General features: G+C 67.2%; 13 protein-coding genes. 4 read left to right on the top strand and 9 right to left on the bottom strand.

Annotated features, from left to right (window positions below; genetic code table 11):
* From IB230_RS00330 to smc, 7 genes are all read right to left on the bottom strand, one after another.
* A complete protein-coding gene (locus IB230_RS00330) occupies positions 1-291 on the bottom strand; it encodes a hypothetical protein (protein WP_225589102.1) in 291 nt (96 codons plus the stop codon).
* Between the two features lie 32 nt (positions 292-323).
* Complete coding sequence (locus IB230_RS00325) at positions 324-656, bottom strand: low molecular weight protein tyrosine phosphatase family protein (RefSeq protein ID WP_192267663.1); 333 nt, start codon at positions 654-656, stop codon at positions 324-326.
* Between the two features lie 5 nt (positions 657-661).
* The gene (locus IB230_RS00320) at positions 662-1,537 is read right to left on the bottom strand and encodes a hypothetical protein (protein WP_192267661.1); all 876 of its coding nucleotides are present in this window, start codon (positions 1,535-1,537) and stop codon (positions 662-664) included.
* Between the two features lie 55 nt (positions 1,538-1,592).
* Entirely contained in the window at positions 1,593-1,940 is a 348-nt protein-coding gene (locus IB230_RS00315; protein WP_192267659.1) for a DUF2200 domain-containing protein, read from the bottom strand.
* Positions 1,941-2,094: 154 nt separating this feature from the next.
* Positions 2,095-2,646, bottom strand: a complete 552-nt coding sequence (locus tag IB230_RS00310; protein WP_192267658.1) for a hypothetical protein — start codon at positions 2,644-2,646, stop codon at positions 2,095-2,097.
* Positions 2,647-3,322: 676 nt separating this feature from the next.
* Positions 3,323-4,057 carry a cell division protein ZipA gene (gene zipA, locus IB230_RS00305; protein WP_192267656.1) on the bottom strand — a complete coding sequence of 245 codons (735 nt, stop codon included), beginning with the start codon at positions 4,055-4,057 and terminating at the stop codon, positions 3,323-3,325.
* 36 nt (positions 4,058-4,093) lie between these two features.
* Entirely contained in the window at positions 4,094-7,597 is a 3,504-nt protein-coding gene (smc, locus tag IB230_RS00300) for a chromosome segregation protein SMC (RefSeq protein WP_192267653.1), read from the bottom strand.
* A gap of 275 nt (positions 7,598-7,872) precedes the next feature.
* Here smc and IB230_RS00295 point away from each other — a divergent pair, with 275 nt between their 5' ends.
* Positions 7,873-9,075, top strand: coding sequence for an amino acid aminotransferase (locus IB230_RS00295; protein WP_192267651.1), 1,203 nt, complete (start codon positions 7,873-7,875; stop codon positions 9,073-9,075).
* 71 nt (positions 9,076-9,146) lie between these two features.
* Here IB230_RS00295 and ugpC read toward each other — a convergent pair whose 3' ends face one another.
* Entirely contained in the window at positions 9,147-10,229 is a 1,083-nt protein-coding gene (gene ugpC, locus IB230_RS00290) for a sn-glycerol-3-phosphate ABC transporter ATP-binding protein UgpC (protein ID WP_192267649.1), read from the bottom strand.
* Positions 10,230-10,662: 433 nt separating this feature from the next.
* Between ugpC and glk the strand changes: the two genes are divergently transcribed.
* From glk to IB230_RS00275, 3 genes are all read left to right on the top strand, one after another.
* Complete coding sequence (gene glk / locus IB230_RS00285) at positions 10,663-11,670, top strand: glucokinase (RefSeq protein ID WP_192267647.1); 1,008 nt, start codon at positions 10,663-10,665, stop codon at positions 11,668-11,670.
* Positions 11,671-11,902: 232 nt separating this feature from the next.
* The gene (gene edd, locus IB230_RS00280) at positions 11,903-13,813 is read left to right on the top strand and encodes a phosphogluconate dehydratase (protein WP_192267645.1); all 1,911 of its coding nucleotides are present in this window, start codon (positions 11,903-11,905) and stop codon (positions 13,811-13,813) included.
* Between the two features lie 104 nt (positions 13,814-13,917).
* Positions 13,918-14,574 carry a bifunctional 4-hydroxy-2-oxoglutarate aldolase/2-dehydro-3-deoxy-phosphogluconate aldolase gene (locus IB230_RS00275; protein WP_192267643.1) on the top strand — a complete coding sequence of 219 codons (657 nt, stop codon included), beginning with the start codon at positions 13,918-13,920 and terminating at the stop codon, positions 14,572-14,574.
* Positions 14,575-14,948: 374 nt separating this feature from the next.
* On the opposite strand, the gene IB230_RS00270 is transcribed toward IB230_RS00275, so the two are convergent.
* A complete protein-coding gene (locus IB230_RS00270) occupies positions 14,949-15,623 on the bottom strand; it encodes a hypothetical protein (RefSeq protein ID WP_192267641.1) in 675 nt (224 codons plus the stop codon).
* Positions 15,624-15,733 lie beyond the last annotated feature (110 nt).

Genomic DNA, 15,733 nt, shown 5'->3' with positions numbered 1-15,733 from the left:
TCAGCGTGTCACGACATCGCGCCAGGCCAGCAGGATATCCGCGGCGCGTTCGGCACGCGCCTGCGTCGCGGGCAGGCCCATCAACGCATCGGCGATGCCGACGAGGTGCGCAGCCAATCCCTCCGCATCGGCGCCACGCCACAACAGCGCGCAGACATCTCCCACGTAGCCGTCGTACTCGTCGCGCGCCCCGGGCACGCCGGCGACGCCGATCGGGTCCCACACGTAATGAAGCACTTCGCTGACAGCGCGTTCGAGGGCTTCGGCTTCCGGGCCGGATGTCGGGGTCATGGCGGTGTCCGTTGCATAGAGCGACGATGATCTCAGGCGGTGGGCAGGAAGCGTGTGACCTTCTGCTTCAGCAGACGGACCAGATCCGGGTCCATGTACTCGTACTCGTCCGGGATATCCAGGCAGATCACCCGCGCACCCTTGAGATGGCTGCCGAACTTCGCCGACAGGCGATTGCGGTGCGCCTTCTCCATCACGAAGACGATATCCGCCCACGCCAGCAGTTCGGGCGACACGGGGACTTCGGCGTCGTTGCCCAACCCTGCGGATGCCGTCTCGATGCCCGGCCAGTCGGCAAACACCTGCTCGGCCGTCGGGCTGCGCAGGCGGTTCTGGGTGCAGATGAAGAGGACGTTGCGGGACATGTGGCTTACTCGCGGATGATCCTGCGGATCTTCGCTTCGCGTTCGAGGCGGCTCAAGCAGGCCTTGTCGCCGTCCGTGGTGGCGGTGGTCAATCTGGCGGCGATGGCGGTGCGGCCCGCTTCGTGCCACAGCTTCCTGGATACGTCGGCACGATGGGCCTGATGCCAGAACCATACCGATTCGATGGCGGCATCAGGACCGTTGAGGACCCGGCAATAGCCGATGGCCACATCCACCAGTTCCGGTTCGCTGCGCGTATCGAGGACCAGCGCATCGCGGCGTTCGATCGTAACGTCGAGCGGCACACGGACCGTGGTCGGGGCGTCCGAGCGCCGCAGTGCAGGCGCCTCGCGGTAGGGGCGCCCTGCGTCCGACTTCACCAGCCGCGTCCTCAGGACGTCGTACCGCACGGACTGCCCGGCACGCGACGCGCCGGTCAGCAGGCCGCCCTCCGCGTCGCAGTCGTCCCGCGGGTCCTGGCCCTCCTCCACCGTGTCCAGCGCCGGCTCCGATTCGAGGTAGTAGGCAACGCCATCCGGGGCCACGACCCACGCGGCAGCGACGGGGGGAACCCGCTTCCGGCAGGGCGAGCCTATCCAGGCCGCCAATCGGGTGAGTTGGGGCGCCGGAACGCCTTCCGGAAACAGCAATGCCACCTGCCCGTCGGGCTGCGGGTGGAGTTCGATCCTGAAGGTGTCGGGGCGACTTCCAGCCGGCCAGCGCGCGAGATAGGCCGCGATGTCGGCCTGTACCGTCTCGACCTTCTCCTTCACCAGGATCCAGCCGTGGGCCGGTACGAACGCGGGATCGCGGTCCTGGGCATCGGCCTCGGACACCAGCACCGCACAGACCAGAAGGATCATCAGAAGACAACGTCGCATGCTCCACCTCCGTTGGGGCAACCTGGCTGCTGCGGGCACCATCCGTGTTGCGGCATCACCGCAGGATCTTCTCCATCGCCTTCCCCTTCGCCAGTTCGTCGACCAGCTTGTCGAGGTAGCGGATCTTCCGCATCAACGGGTCATCGACGTCTTCCACGCGGACACCGCAGACCACGCCCTTGATCAATGAGGCGTTGGGATTGAGCGCCGGTGCCTGGGCGAAGAACGTATCGAAATCGACCTTGTCGCGGATCTGACGTTCGAGGCCGGCCGCGTCGTAACCGGTCAGCCAGAAGATGATCCGGTCGACTTCGGCTTGCGTGCGGCCCTTGCGCTCCGCCTTCTGGACGTACAGCGGATACACGCTGGCGAAGGAGGTGGTGAAGATGCGATGGCCGGACATCGTTGTTCCCCAAAAGGCACGCGGTGAAGCGATGGAACGCCATCGTAGGATGGGTGGAGCCGAAGGCGATACCCATCATGAGCCATTCTTGTGATGAGTGATGGGTAGATGGGCTGCGCCGTTGAAAGCCGCTCCGCTCAACCCGTCCTATTGGTCACCTTTCGACGACGAAACCTGGATTCCCGAACTTCGTGTTGGTATCGAGCGTCACCTCCATCCTGACGGGATCGGGCACGAGGTCGATGTGTGGTTCCACCTGATACGGGACACGCTGCGCGATCTCCGACGCTGCGCCCTCCGGGATCCTTACTCGGATCGAGACACCCTCGGAGGAGGCACCCAGCATCGTATCGCCCCATGCGTTCTCGACTTCTGGCATGAGGCTGTACTTGATCCCGCTCGTGGGTGACACGATCCATCCGTTCGCACCGTAGGCATCGATCTCCTCAGGCGGTGTGTCCAGCCATCCCGTCATGTTGACGAGGTCGTAAGCCGGAAACCCATCGGGCAGCAATACGGCAGTCCGACCATCGGGCTGCGGGTGCAGCTCTACCCGGAAGATGCCGGGGTGAATCTCGCGCGCTATCTCGTCGTACTCGGCGATTGCCTTCTGCACTTCGGCCGGCGAGCCATGGTGTACCAGGATCCATCCCTGTGACGGCGTGAAAGCGGGATCCGCCGACGTTGCCGGCTGCGGAAGGGTCACTGCCAGTCCAAGGAAGATGGCGGCTATCGAACTGCATGAGTACATGCGTCACTCCATCGACTTGTCAGCACGGATGCCATAGGTTGGGGTGAGCGCAGCGAACCCCAACACGAGACAACGATCAAACGTGGAAACCCAACCGGCTCCGATGATGTCGGTTTTCGCTACCCTCACCCCAACCTATGCGCTGATCTTGAGGCTGGCTTCGCTTACCTCAACCCATGCGCTTCCCCGCGCGTCGCCGCTTCGCTACGCACTCTTCCACAAACTTGACTTCCGCTGAGGCCAGAACAAAGGACGTTTCGCTCTCAAGCGAAACGAATCGTCCCCGCACGATAGCCGGCGCCACTTCCTGAGTGGGGCGGGCATAACACGATAGCTGCTTAGTCGAGATCCAGACGGATACTGGGTTGGCGCACGAAGTAGAGCCATCTCGGCACACTTCGAGAGTGCAGGAATTCTGTCCATGCTTTACCCAACCACATACCGACACCCGGCGCTCATCAAACCAACCAGAATGCTGGAGTAAATGATGAGGTTGCGGTGCGGCGAACTCCTCCCACTTTGCGCAGCTTGTGAGCAAGAGCATCACTAGAAGCAGAATGAATCCTTTCACTGCTTGCCCCCGGCCTTAGCTTTAACCCCACTCCTTACCAGCCTTCTCAGGCCCTGGTCCTCACCACCGCGGCGCCTTCGTCAGCGGCGGCGCCTCATGCTGGCGGTCGTACGCGCGCAGCTCCTCGCGGATGTGCTGGATGCGCTGGCGACCGAGGGTGTTGCGGCTGTCGTCGAGGACCACGCCGCCCAGCAGTTCGGCCATGCGCTCGACGTTGGGGACCAGCTTCTCCCACGCCTCGAGCGCCGTCATCGGCGCCGGCAGCGTGAGGAAGAACGCGATGGCCGGGGTTTCCAGCGTGCGGATGTTGGCCATGTCGAAACTGCCCGGCTGCATGATGTTGGCCATGCTGAAGACCGGGCCGCGTTCCGGATGCCCTTCCACCAGCCGGTGGAAGACATTCATGTGGCCGAAGGTCAGGCCGGTCTTCTCGGCCGCCACCACGATGTCCTCGCCGCGCAGCACCTGACCGGCCTTGGCCGCGACGTACAGCGAGACGATCTTGTCGAAGTCCTGGTTGGGCCGCTTGCCCAGGTCGCTTTCCACGCCCGCCACCGGCGTGCCGCCTGGCAGGCCGAGCTCGGGCTGGCTGACGCGCTCGCCACTGTAGTCCTGCACCTGCTCACTGGTGTCGTCGCCCGACAGGCTGGGCTCCACGCGCGCGGTGTCGCGCTCGGTGGTCTCGATGCGGCGGCCCTGGCTGGGCTTCTTGGGACGGCCGAACAGGAAGATCGCCGCCAGCAGCAGAACGCCGGCGACGAGGATTCCGATGCGAAGGATGGCCATGTCGGACACAGGGGTTTCTCCGGCAAGGTGGAATGTGGGTGGGCGTCAGGCGGCACCGGCGAGGCGGGCGGCCTCTTCCAGGTCGACCGACACCAGCCGGCTGACACCGGGTTCCCGCATGGTAACGCCACTGAGCTGATGTGCGGCTTCCATCGTGGCCTTGTTGTGCGACACGAACAGGAACTGCACCTTCTCGCTCATCTCCTTCACCATGTTGGTGAAGCGGCCGACGTTGGCCTCGTCGAGCGGCGCATCGACTTCGTCCAGCAGGCAGAACGGCGCGGGATTGAGCTGGAAGATGGCGAACACCAGCGCGACCGCGGTCATCGCCTTCTCGCCGCCGGACAGCAGCGAGATGTTGGACACGCGCTTGCCCGGCGGGCGCGCCATGATGGCCACGCCGGTGTCGAGCAGGTCTTCGCCGGTCAGTTCCAGATAGGCGTGGCCGCCGCCGAACAGGCGCGGGTACAGCTGCTGCACGCCGGCGTTGACGCGGTCGAAGGTGTCCTTGAAGCGGCCGCGGGTCTCGCGGTCGATCTTGCGGATGGCTTCTTCCAGCGTTTCCAGCGCGGTGGTCAGGTCGACGTTCTGCGCGTCCAGGTACTCCGAACGCTGGCTGGCTTCGCCGTACTCGTGGATGGCGGCCAGGTTGACCGGCTCCAGCCGGCGCATCCGCCCATCGATCTGGGTGACCGCCTGTTCCCACTCGCGGACGTCGGCCACCTCGGGCAGCGTATTGATGACGTCTTCCAGTACGAAACCGCCGGCAACCACGCCTTCGGACAACTGCTCGGCCTTCAGCGCGAGCGCCTGCTGGTCGAGCTTGCGCTGCGAGATGCGCTCGCGCTGCGCCACGGCCTGTTCATCGCGCTGCTGGCGGGTCTGTTCGTACTTGCGCAACTCGTTGTCGATGCCTTCCAGCAGCGAACGCGCCTCCGAGAGTTGCCGGTCGGCGGTGACGCGATGTTCCAGCGCGGCCTGGCGCTGGCTTTCCAGCTCCTGCACCGGCGAATCGCCTTCGCTCAGTTGCAGGGTGAGTTCTTCCAGCCGTGAATCGAGATGGCCGCGCTGACCGCCCATGCGGTCGAGCGCCTGGCTCAGCGACACGATCTGCGTACGCTGCGATTCCAGCGTCAGCGCCAGGGCATGCGCGGTATCGCGCGAGGTGCGCGCGGCTTCGCGGGCCTGGTCGCGGGCCTCGACGAGCTGGCGGCGTTCGTCTTCCAGTGCCTGCCGGTTCGATTCCAGGTCGCCCATGCGGGTGACCGCGTCTTCGAGTTTGGCACGAGCCTCGCGGGCCTGTTCACGACTGGCGTCCAGCGTCTCTACCAGTTGCGCGAGTTCGCCGTCGATGCGCTCCAGGCGGGTGCGGGTGGCATCGACCTTGCCCTGCTGGCTCTGCAGCTGGCCGGCCAGCTCGGACACGCCGCGGTGGGCCATGTACAACGTGCGCTGGGCGTCCTCGCGCTGCTGTTCTGCAGCGAGCAGGTGGTCGCGCAGGCTGGCCAGGCGTTCTTCCAGCTCCGCCTCGCGCGACTGCAGGGTTTCGATCTCGCCGCGCAGCGACTGGATCTCGCGCTCGCGCAGCAGCGCGCCCTGCTTGGCTGCGCCGGAGCGCAGCACGCGCACCCAGCCGGCGCCCAGGCGTTCGCCGTTGCGGGTGATGACGGAATCGCCATCGCCGAGCTGCGACTGCAGGCGGCGGGCTTCATTCAAATCCTCGGCCGTGTGCAGGCGCGCCAGCAAGCGACGGATCGCGGCGGGACCCTGCACCTTGGCGGCCAGCGAGGTCGGCGCGAACGCGACGTCGCTACGGTCATCCGAGACCAGCGCGATGCGGCCGTCGCCGAGTTCGCCCAGCGCATCGACCAAGGCCTCCGGTGCATCGACCAGCACGCCTTCGATCAGCTGGCCGAGCGCGCCTTCGACGGCGTTTTCCCAGCCCGCCTCGACGGTCAGCTTTTCGCCGACGCGGGACGCATTGTCCAGGCCGCGCGCCTTCAGCCAGCTCATCGCCGCGCCCTGCTCCTGGCCCAGCGCGGCGTGCTGCAGCGTTTCCAGCGACGACAGGCGGCCGCGGGCTTCCTGCGCGCGCTTGCGCACGTCGGACAGCTCGGTCTGGGTGGCGCGCTGCTGTTCCTGCACGTCGGCGGCGCCCTGCTTGCGTGCCTCGACCTGCTCGGTCAGGGTTTCCAGCGATTCCTTCTGGGTGTCGTGCTGCAGCTGCAGCTGTTCGAACGCGGACGCCAGCGCGTCCAGGTCCAGCCCGGTGCGCTCGTTGGCCAACACCTCGCGGCGGCGGTCGGCTTCCAGCGACTGGCGGTCGAGGTAATCGACACGGGTGCGCTCGACATCGCCGGCGCGCGAGGCTTCGGCCGAATCGCGGCTGTGGGTTTCCCAGCGCTGCTGCCAGTCGGACAGCACGGTCTCGGCTTCGCGCAGCGCGTCCTGGCGGAATACGTCCTCCTCGCGCAGCTGTTCGAGCTGCGGTTCGGCATCGGCGACGGATTCGCGCAGCACGGTGAGGCGGGTCTCGTCGCCGCTGATGTGCTGGCCGAGTTCCTGCAGCGCGTTATGGGCTTCGTCGCGAGCCTTCTTCAGGCGGTCGCCGAGTTCGCGCTGGTGCTGGATCTGCTGTTCGATGCGGGCCAGCGTGCTGCCGACCTGGTAGACCTCGCCCTGCGCCTTGTTCAAGCCGTCGGCGGCCTCCTCGCGACGGACGCGGTCGGTTTCCAGCAGGCGCTCGGCTTCGCGCTGTTCGGCGATCAGCTGCTGCAGCTTCGTCTCTTCCTGCGCCAGCGCCTCGCGCAGGCCCTGCAGCTTGCCGTCCAGGCCGCGGTATTCCAGCGCCTTCCACTCGGCGTCCTTGACCCGGCGCTCTTCCTGCAGCGCCTTGTACTGCTCGGCCTGCTTGGCCTGGCGCTTGAGGTGCTCGAGCTGTTTGCCGATCTCCTCGCGCAGATCGTTGAGGCGGTCCAGGTTCTCGCGGGTGTGGCGGATGCGGGTTTCGGTTTCCTTGCGGCGTTCCTTGTACTTGGAGATGCCGGCGGCCTCTTCCAGGTACACGCGCAGGTCTTCCGGGCGCGCCTCGATGATCTGGCTGATCATGCCCTGCTCGATGATCGAGTAGCTGCGCGGGCCCAGGCCGGTGCCGAGGAACAGGTCGGTGATGTCGCGGCGGCGGCACTTGGTGCCGTTGAGGTAGTAGTTGCTCTGGCCGTCGCGGCTGACCAGGCGCCGGACCGAGATTTCGTTGAAGGCGGCGAACTCGCCGCTGATGGTGTGGTCGCTGTTGTCGAAGATCAGTTCGACCGAGGCCTGCGACACCGGCTTGCGCGCGGCCGAGCCGGAGAAGATCACGTCGGTCAGCGAATCGCCGCGCAGTCGGCTGGCCGAACTCTCGCCCATCACCCAGCGCACAGCGTCGATGATGTTCGACTTGCCGCAGCCGTTCGGGCCCACCACGCCGGTCATATTGGTCGGCAGGTGCAGCACGGTGGGATCGACGAACGACTTGAAACCGGACAGCTTGATGGTGGAAAGGCGCATGCGGCGGTGTCTTCCGGGCACCGCGACCGGACCGGTCCGACGCGCTGCCGCAAGTGTGAAGTGGGATCAGCTTCGACTGCCAAGTCATTGATTCCGTGGCAATCAGGCCTGCCGTCGGGCACGCCAACGGATGAGTATAGCCGCCCGTGACATACCCTGCCCGGGCCGTGCGGGCGCCGTACGCCGACAGGCCGGCGGCGTACGGAGAAGGCCCGCGCCTGTTAGCATCGCGGGCGGCTTCACCCCCTCCCTCACACATCAACGGTCCCCACTCCGTGTCTCTTTTTGCATCCGTCGAACTGGTGCCCGGCGACCCCATCCTGGGGCTGACCGAGGCTTACAACGCCGATCCCCGTACCCAGAAGGTCAACCTGGGCGTCGGCATCTATTACGACGAGCAGGGTCGCATCCCCCTGCTCGACTGCGTCCGCCAGGTGGAACAGGCGCTGGCCGCCGAAGGCAAACCGCGCGGCTACCTGCCGATCGACGGCCTGGCCGCGTACGACGCCGCTACCCGTGAGCTCGTGTTCGGCAAGGATTCCGAGCTGGTCGCCGCCGGTCGTGTGGCCACGACCCAGACCGTCGGCGGCAGCGGTGCGCTGCGCGTCGGCGCGGACCTGCTGAAGAAACTGCTGCCGCACGCCACCATCGCGATCAGCAACCCGAGCTGGGAAAACCATCGCGCGGTGTTCGGCGCCGCCGGCTTCGACATCGTCGACTACACCTACTTCGATGCCGCCACGCATGGCCTGGATTTCGCCGGCATGCTCGCCGACCTGGGCCAGCTGAAGCCGGGCACCGTCGTACTGCTGCACGCCTGCTGCCACAACCCTACCGGTGCCGACCTGACGGTCGAACAGTGGACGCAGGTCGCGGCGCTGCTGAAGGAGCGTGGCCTGTTCCCCTTCATCGACATGGCCTACCAGGGCTTCGACAAGGGCATCGCCGAAGACGGCGCCGCCGTGCGCATCGTCGCCGAGGCCGGGATCGACAGCTTCATCGTCGCCAACTCGTACTCCAAGTCGTTCTCGCTGTACGGCGAGCGCGTCGGCGCGCTGTCGGTGGTCGGCCCGAACGCCGCGGACACCAAGGCGGTGCAGTCGCAGATCAAGCGCATCATCCGCACGATCTACTCCAGCCCGTCGACGCACGGCGCCGCCCTGGTTGCCGGCGTGCTGGCCAGCAGCGAGCTGCGCACGCTGTGGGAGAGCGAGCTGGGCGGCATGCGCGAGCGTATCCACGCGCTGCGTGCCGGTCTGGTCGACAAGCTGGCGGCCCTCGGCGCGCCGGAGTTCGCCTTCATCCAGCGGCAGGCCGGCATGTTCTCGTACTCCGGCCTGAGCAAGGCGCAGGTGGACCGGCTGCGCGACGAGTTCGGCATCTATGCCGTCGGCACCGGCCGCATCTGCGTGGCCGCGCTGAACCAGCAGAACCTGGCCTATGTGGCGGACGCGGTGCGCACCGTCAGCCGCGGCTGATCTGCGGCGTCGTCAGGAAGGAAAAAAGGGAGGCTTCGGCCTCCCTTTTTCTTTCTGCGACACCGCGAACCTCAGCCCAGACGCAGGCCGCTGTCAGGATCGAAGACATGCAGCGCGGCCCCTTCGACCGTGATGCGCAACGGCTGGCCGGGCTCGGGCAGCCGCTGGGGCGGCATGCGCGCGACCAGGGCGTGACCCGCGTAGGTCAGGTTGACGAAGACCTCGTTGCCCACCGGTTCGATCAACTCCACCTGCGCCTCGAAGGCCGGCTTGCCGATGCCGGCCGGCAGCAGATGCTCCGGGCGCAGGCCCAGTGCCACGCGCTTGCCGAGCCACGCGTCCGGAACCTGCGCGTGACCCAGCGGCAGCAGCGCGCCGTCATCGAGCACCAGCTGCAGGCCATCGGCATCGCTCAGCGTGCCGTGCAACACGTTCATCGCGGGGCTGCCGAGGAAGCCGGCGACGAACAGGTTGGCCGGCTTCTCGTACAGCGCCATCGGCGTGTCGATCTGTTGGATCTCGCCGTCCTTAAGCACCACGATGCGCTGGCCCAGCGTCATCGCTTCGACCTGATCGTGGGTCACGTAGATCATGGTGGCGCCGAGCTGGCGATGCAGGCGGCCGATCTCGGTCCGCACGGAATGGCGCAGCTTGGCGTCGAGGTTGGACAGCGGCTCGTCGAGCAGGAACACCGACGGCTCGCGCACCAGTGCGCGGCCCAGCGCGACGCGCTGGCGTTGTCCACCGGACATCTCGCGCGGCAGCTTGCCCAGCATGTGGGTCATGCCCAGCGTCTCGGCGGCGGCGTTGACGCGCCGGTCGATCTCCGCGCGCGCCACGCCGCGCAGCTTCAGGCCGAAGGCGAGGTTCTCGGCGACCGTCATGTGCGGGTACAGCGCGTAGCTCTGGAACACCATCGCGATGTCGCGGTCCTTCGGCGCAACGTCATTGACGCGGCGGTCACCGATCAGCAGGTTGCCGTCGGAAATCTCCTCCAGTCCCGCGATCATCCGCAGCAGCGTGGACTTGCCGCAGCCGGAGGGACCGACCAGCACCATGAGTTCGCCGTCGGCGATCTCGAAACTGGCCCCGTGCACGGCCACTTGGCCGTTGTCGTACACCTTGCGCACGCGGTCGAGTTTGACGCTGGCCATCATTGCTCCGGTCGGGCGAGGCCCGTGTGTGTTCGCTGCGGCCCGGCCCTCCCGGGTGCAGGCATGCCCGTACGGACGAGCATGCAGCTTCCCGTTCCTTGGTCCGGGCGGCTGCGCTATTCTGCCATGTAACCGTTTTCACAACGCAAGCGGACCGTGTGCCCACGCAACGCGGAGCGCCCGCACCCGCCACGCCATCCATGCCCTGCCCGACGACCATCCACCCGGCTTCCCTCGCCGCCACCTATTCCGGAATGACGCATACGTATACGGATGGCGCATGCGCGTGCGGGCTTGCACGCCGTCGGCGCAGGTGCGCGCTATCATGCGCCGCCCACGCGACGTGGCCCCCTCACGGCAGCACAGGATCGACCAGGCGAATGCAGCGGACCCGTATTGGAAGTCACCCCGCATCGAACAGGATGTTTGCCGCATGAGCAGCGCCGATCGCGTCCTCCTCGCCGACATCGGCGGCACCAATGCGCGCTTCGCGCTGGCCGATACGTCCGCCTCCGTGCCGCTGCTGGACGACAGCGTGCGCGAGTTCGTGGTCGCCGATTTCCCGTCGCTCGCGGACGCCGCGCAGCACTACCTGGATGAAACGGGCGCGACCGCGCAGAACGGTGTATTCGCCGTCGCCGGCCGTGTCGATGGCGATGAGGCCCGTATCACCAACCACCCGTGGGTGATTTCGGTGAACCGCACGCGGCAGGCACTCGGTTTTCAGGGCCTGAAACTGGTCAACGACTTCGCTGCGCAGGCGATGGCGGTGTCGCTGCTGACGCCGAAAGACGTCGTGGCGATCGGCGGTGCGCAATGGCGCCCTGCTCCGCTCAGTGAATCGCGCACCTACGCCGTCATCGGCCCGGGCACGGGCCTGGGCGTGGCGGCGCTGATCATCCGCGACGGCCGCGCGTATCCGCTGGAAACCGAAGGCGGCCACGTGAGCTTTCCGCCCGGTACGCCGGAAGAAATCCGCATCCTCGAGATCCTGTCCGCGCAGTTCGGCCGCGTGTCGAACGAACGCCTGATCTGCGGTCCCGGCCTGGTGAATCTGTATCGCGCGCTCAGCGAGATCGCGGGCGAAGATCCGGGCGGTCCGCTGGAACCGAAGGACGTCACCGCGCGCGCGGCGGCAGGCGATCCACGCTGCGTGCGCACGCTGGACGTGTTCTGCGCGGTGTTCGGCGCCATCGCCGGCGACCTCGTGCTCACCACCGGCGCGTGGGACGGCGTATTCCTCACCGGCGGACTGGTGCCGAAACTGCTGACCTCGCTGCAGCACTCGGGCTTTCGCCAGCGCTTCGAACACAAGGGCCGCTTCTCGCCCGCGATGGGCCGCGTGCCGACGCTCGCCAACGTGCATCCACGTCCTGGCCTGCTCGGTGCCGCCGCGTATGCGGTCGAACTGTTCGGACCGAAAAGCCCCGCGCACGCCTGAGGTTTTGCGCAGATGCGCGCTGCAACGCAACACACGCAGCGCCGCCGCACCCCGACTGGTCTGACTTTGGTCGCTTTCGCGCTTGCCGCAAAGGCGGTAGAAAGCATCATGCCGTCGCCGTCGTTCACCGCCCTTCCCCTCCACGCGCTGGAGTCGCAGGAAGGTTGCGCATCACGGCCCTCCATCGCCACGCCATGCAGAATGACCGCGTCTGCAGCCTAGCCCTACGCCCATGAGCCTGCACCCCCGCATCCAGGAAGTCACCGAACGCATCCGCCAGCGCAGCGCACCCTTGCGTCGCGCCTATCTCGACGGCATCGATGCCGCCCATCGCGATGGCCCGCAACGCGCGCGCCTGAGCTGCGGCAACCTCGCCCATGCGTTCGCCGCGTGTGGTCCGACCGACAAGAGCCGGCTGCGCGCCGACGTCACGCCGAACCTCGGCATCATCAGCGCGTACAACGACATGCTGTCGGCGCACCAGCCGTTCGAGCATTACCCGGAGATCATCCGCCAGGTCGCGCGCGATCTCGGTGCCACCGCGCAGGTCGCCGGCGGCGTGCCGGCGATGTGCGACGGCGTGACGCAAGGCCGTCCGGGCATGGAGTTGTCGCTGTTCTCGCGCGACGTCATCGCGCAGGCCACCGCGATCTCGCTGAGCCATGACATGTTCGACGCCGCGCTGTACCTGGGCGTGTGCGACAAGATCGTGCCGGGCCTGCTGATGGGTGCGCTGGCCTTCGGCCACCTTCCGGCGGTGTTCGTGCCGGCCGGGCCGATGTCGCCCGGCATCCCAAACAAGGAAAAGGCCGCGGTACGCGAACGCTACGCCGCCGGCGAAGCCACGCGCGAGGAACTGCTGGAAGCCGAGGCCGCGAGTTACCACGCCGCCGGCACCTGCACGTTCTACGGCACCGCCAATTCCAACCAGGTGCTGCTGGAGGCGATGGGTCTGCAGCTTCCCGGCACTTCGTTCGTCAATCCCGACCAGCCGTTGCGCGATGTGCTGACGCGCGCCGCTGCAGAGCGTGCGCTGGCGATCACCGCGCTGGGCGACGACTACCGTCCGATCGGACGCCTGATCGACGAGCGCGCCATCGTCAATGCGATGGCGGCGCTGATGGCGACCGGCGGTTCGACCAACCACACCATCCACTGGATCGCCGTGGCGCGTTCGGCCGGCATCGTGCTGACCTGGGACGACATGGACCTGCTGTCGCAGACCGTGCCGTTGCTGGCGCGCGTGTATCCGAACGGCGAAGCCGACGTGAACCGCTTCGCTGCCGCCGGTGGCACGCAGTTCGTGTTCCGCGAACTGCTCGACGCCGGCCTGATGCACGACATCACCACCATCGTGCCCGGCGGCCTGCGCGCGTTCTGCGACGAGCCGCGCCTGCAGGACGGCAAGCTCGCCTATGCGCCCGGCATCGCCGAGAGCGCGGACGAAGACGTCGCGCGCCCGGTGTCGCGCGCGTTCGAGGCCCAGGGCGGCCTGCGCCTGCTGCGCGGCAACCTCGGCCGCTCGCTGATCAAGACCTCGGCGGTGAAGCCGGAATACCGCTACATCGAAGCGCCCGCGGTCGTCGTCGACGATCCGCGCGCGCTCAACAAGCTGCACGCGGCCGGTGCGCTGCCGCAGGACTTCGTGGCCGTGGTGCGCTACCAGGGTCCCCGTTCCAACGGCATGCCTGAACTGCACTCGCTCGCCCCGCTGCTCGGCCTGCTGCAGAACCAGGGCCGCCGCGTGGCGCTGGTGACCGACGGCCGCCTGTCCGGTGCGTCCGGCAAGATTCCCGCCGCGATCCATCTGACGCCGGAAGCCGCGCGTGGTGGTCCGCTGGCCAAGCTGCGCGAGGGCGACATCATCCGTCTCGACGCCGAAGCCGGCACGCTGGAAGCGCTGGTCGATGCGCAGGAGTGGGCGGCGCGCGAAATCGCACCGAACACCTCGCCCGCCGCGCTGGATCTGGGTCGCAACCTGTTCGCGGTGAGCCGCGATGTGGTCACGCCGGCCGACCGCGGCGCGATGTCGATTTCCTGCGGCCTGCCGTACCACGACGGCACCTGGGAATACGATGCCGAATACGAACTGGGCGACGCGGCGCATGCCGCCGAAGCGCCGCATGAAGCCAAGGATGCCTGACCGGAACCTGGTGGGAGCGACGTAAGTCGCGAGGCTTTCCCACTTGCGCCATCGCGACTGACGTCGCTCCCACACCCAACACAGTGCACGTGCCAGACAACGACATGACCATCGAAGCCCGCCAGCAGAAAGCCGAATCCCTCCTCCGCGCCGCCGGCATCCTGCCGGTCGTCACCGTCCACACGCTGGAAGAGGCGCGCAAGGTGTCCGAAGCACTGCTGAAGGGCGGGCTGCCGGCGATCGAGCTGACGCTGCGCACGCCGGTGGCGATGGAGGCGCTGGCGATGCTGAAGAAGGAACTGCCCGACATCGTGATCGGCGCCGGCACCGTGCTGACGACCGAGCAGATGAAGCAGTCGATCGATGCGGGCGCCGACTTCCTGGTCACGCCGGGCACGCCGCCGGCGCTGGCCGATGCGCTGGCCGCCGCCGATATCCCGGTGGTGCCGGGCGCGGCGACGCCGACCGAACTGCTGTCGCTGATGGCGCGCGGCTTCCGCGTCTGCAAGCTGTTCCCCGCCACCGCCGTCGGCGGCCTGGCGATGCTCAAGGGCCTGGCCGGCCCCATGTCGGAACTGAAGATCTGCCCGACCGGCGGCATCACCGAAGACACCGCGGCCGACTACCTGTCCCAGCCGAATGTGGTCTGCATCGGTGGCTCGTGGATGGTGCCTAAGAACTGGCTGGAAAACGGCGAGTGGGACAAGGTCACCGAGAGCTCGGCCAAGGCGGCGGGCATCGTGCAGCGCGTTCGCGGCTGACGCAGGTTCGGCAGCCGTGAAGTTTCTTGCGTCGGCAGCAACGCTGATGTTGCTGGCAGGCTGCGCACATTGGTTCGGTCCCGCACACGGCACCTTCAGCGTGCTGGGCTCCACGCCGGAGAGCAGCGCTTGCGTGCTATCTGTCGGCGGTACCGATTCCAGCAGCGCTCCAAGGACGTGGACTGTGTCAGGCAACTTCGAACAGCGCGTTCTGATCAACCCGTCGCGCAAAGGACATCGCGTCACGCTCACCTGTAGTGGAGCCCTGGTCGCGGAGCGCACGTTCGAATACGGACGTGATGTGGCTCCCGGCGGAAACCTCTCGCTATAAGGAAGTACTGCCTGACGGCTCATTCCCGCCGAACAACCGGAGGTCAGGCATCCGTCTGCAGCGCGATCGCAACATGCCGTCGTCGCCACCCTGACGCCAACACGGCGTACCAGCCGACCATCAGCAGGCCCAGCCACCATTCGAAGACGTTCTCCCAGCGGTCCTTCTCTGACGGCTCGTCGACGACCACGCCGGCCACGACGTTCGCCACGCCCAACGCCAACATCGCGATCGAAATCCACGACATCGACGCGATGACGCCCGCGGCCAGCGCCTTCGTCAACGACGCGCGCCGCATCAGCGCCAGCTGCGCCAGGTAGCCGAACCCGAAATACACCACCACGCCGTAGCGCCGCAGGAAGCGATACGCCTCGCCCTCCGTACCCAGGAACGTCGCGTACACCGCCAGCGCGATCGCCGACAGCACGCCCAGCACCAGCATCGCGCGACCGCCGCGCAGCCAACGCATCGCCAGCCACCACACAAGCGCATGCAGCACCGCGCACGGAATGACCAGCAGCTGGAACAGGTGATTGCCCCACCCGTGCCGCGCGGCACGGCTGATCGACACGCAGCCGTCGAGATAGGGAATGCAGGCCGGCACGTGGCCGCCGTGGATCGACAGCAGGTAGGCCGCATGCGCGGCGACCACGAACAGCAGCGTGATCAGCAAAGGCAGCGGCCACAGCGGGAGGCGCGGGGCGTCGTGGGCGGACATGGCGTCGAACGTGGCGGAAGCCGGTCCCAGGGTAGCGCGCACCCGCCCCTCCCCGGCGCAGACTGTCTTCAGCGCACGTGCGGCGGTTCGCCGGCGAGACCAGCCCCCGG

Source organism: Pseudoxanthomonas sp. PXM01 (assembly GCF_014851815.1).
Lineage (GTDB): Bacteria > Pseudomonadota > Gammaproteobacteria > Xanthomonadales > Xanthomonadaceae > Pseudoxanthomonas_A.
The sequence above is the reverse complement of the archived record's forward strand: the minus strand, read 5'-3'. Positions and strand labels throughout refer to the sequence as shown.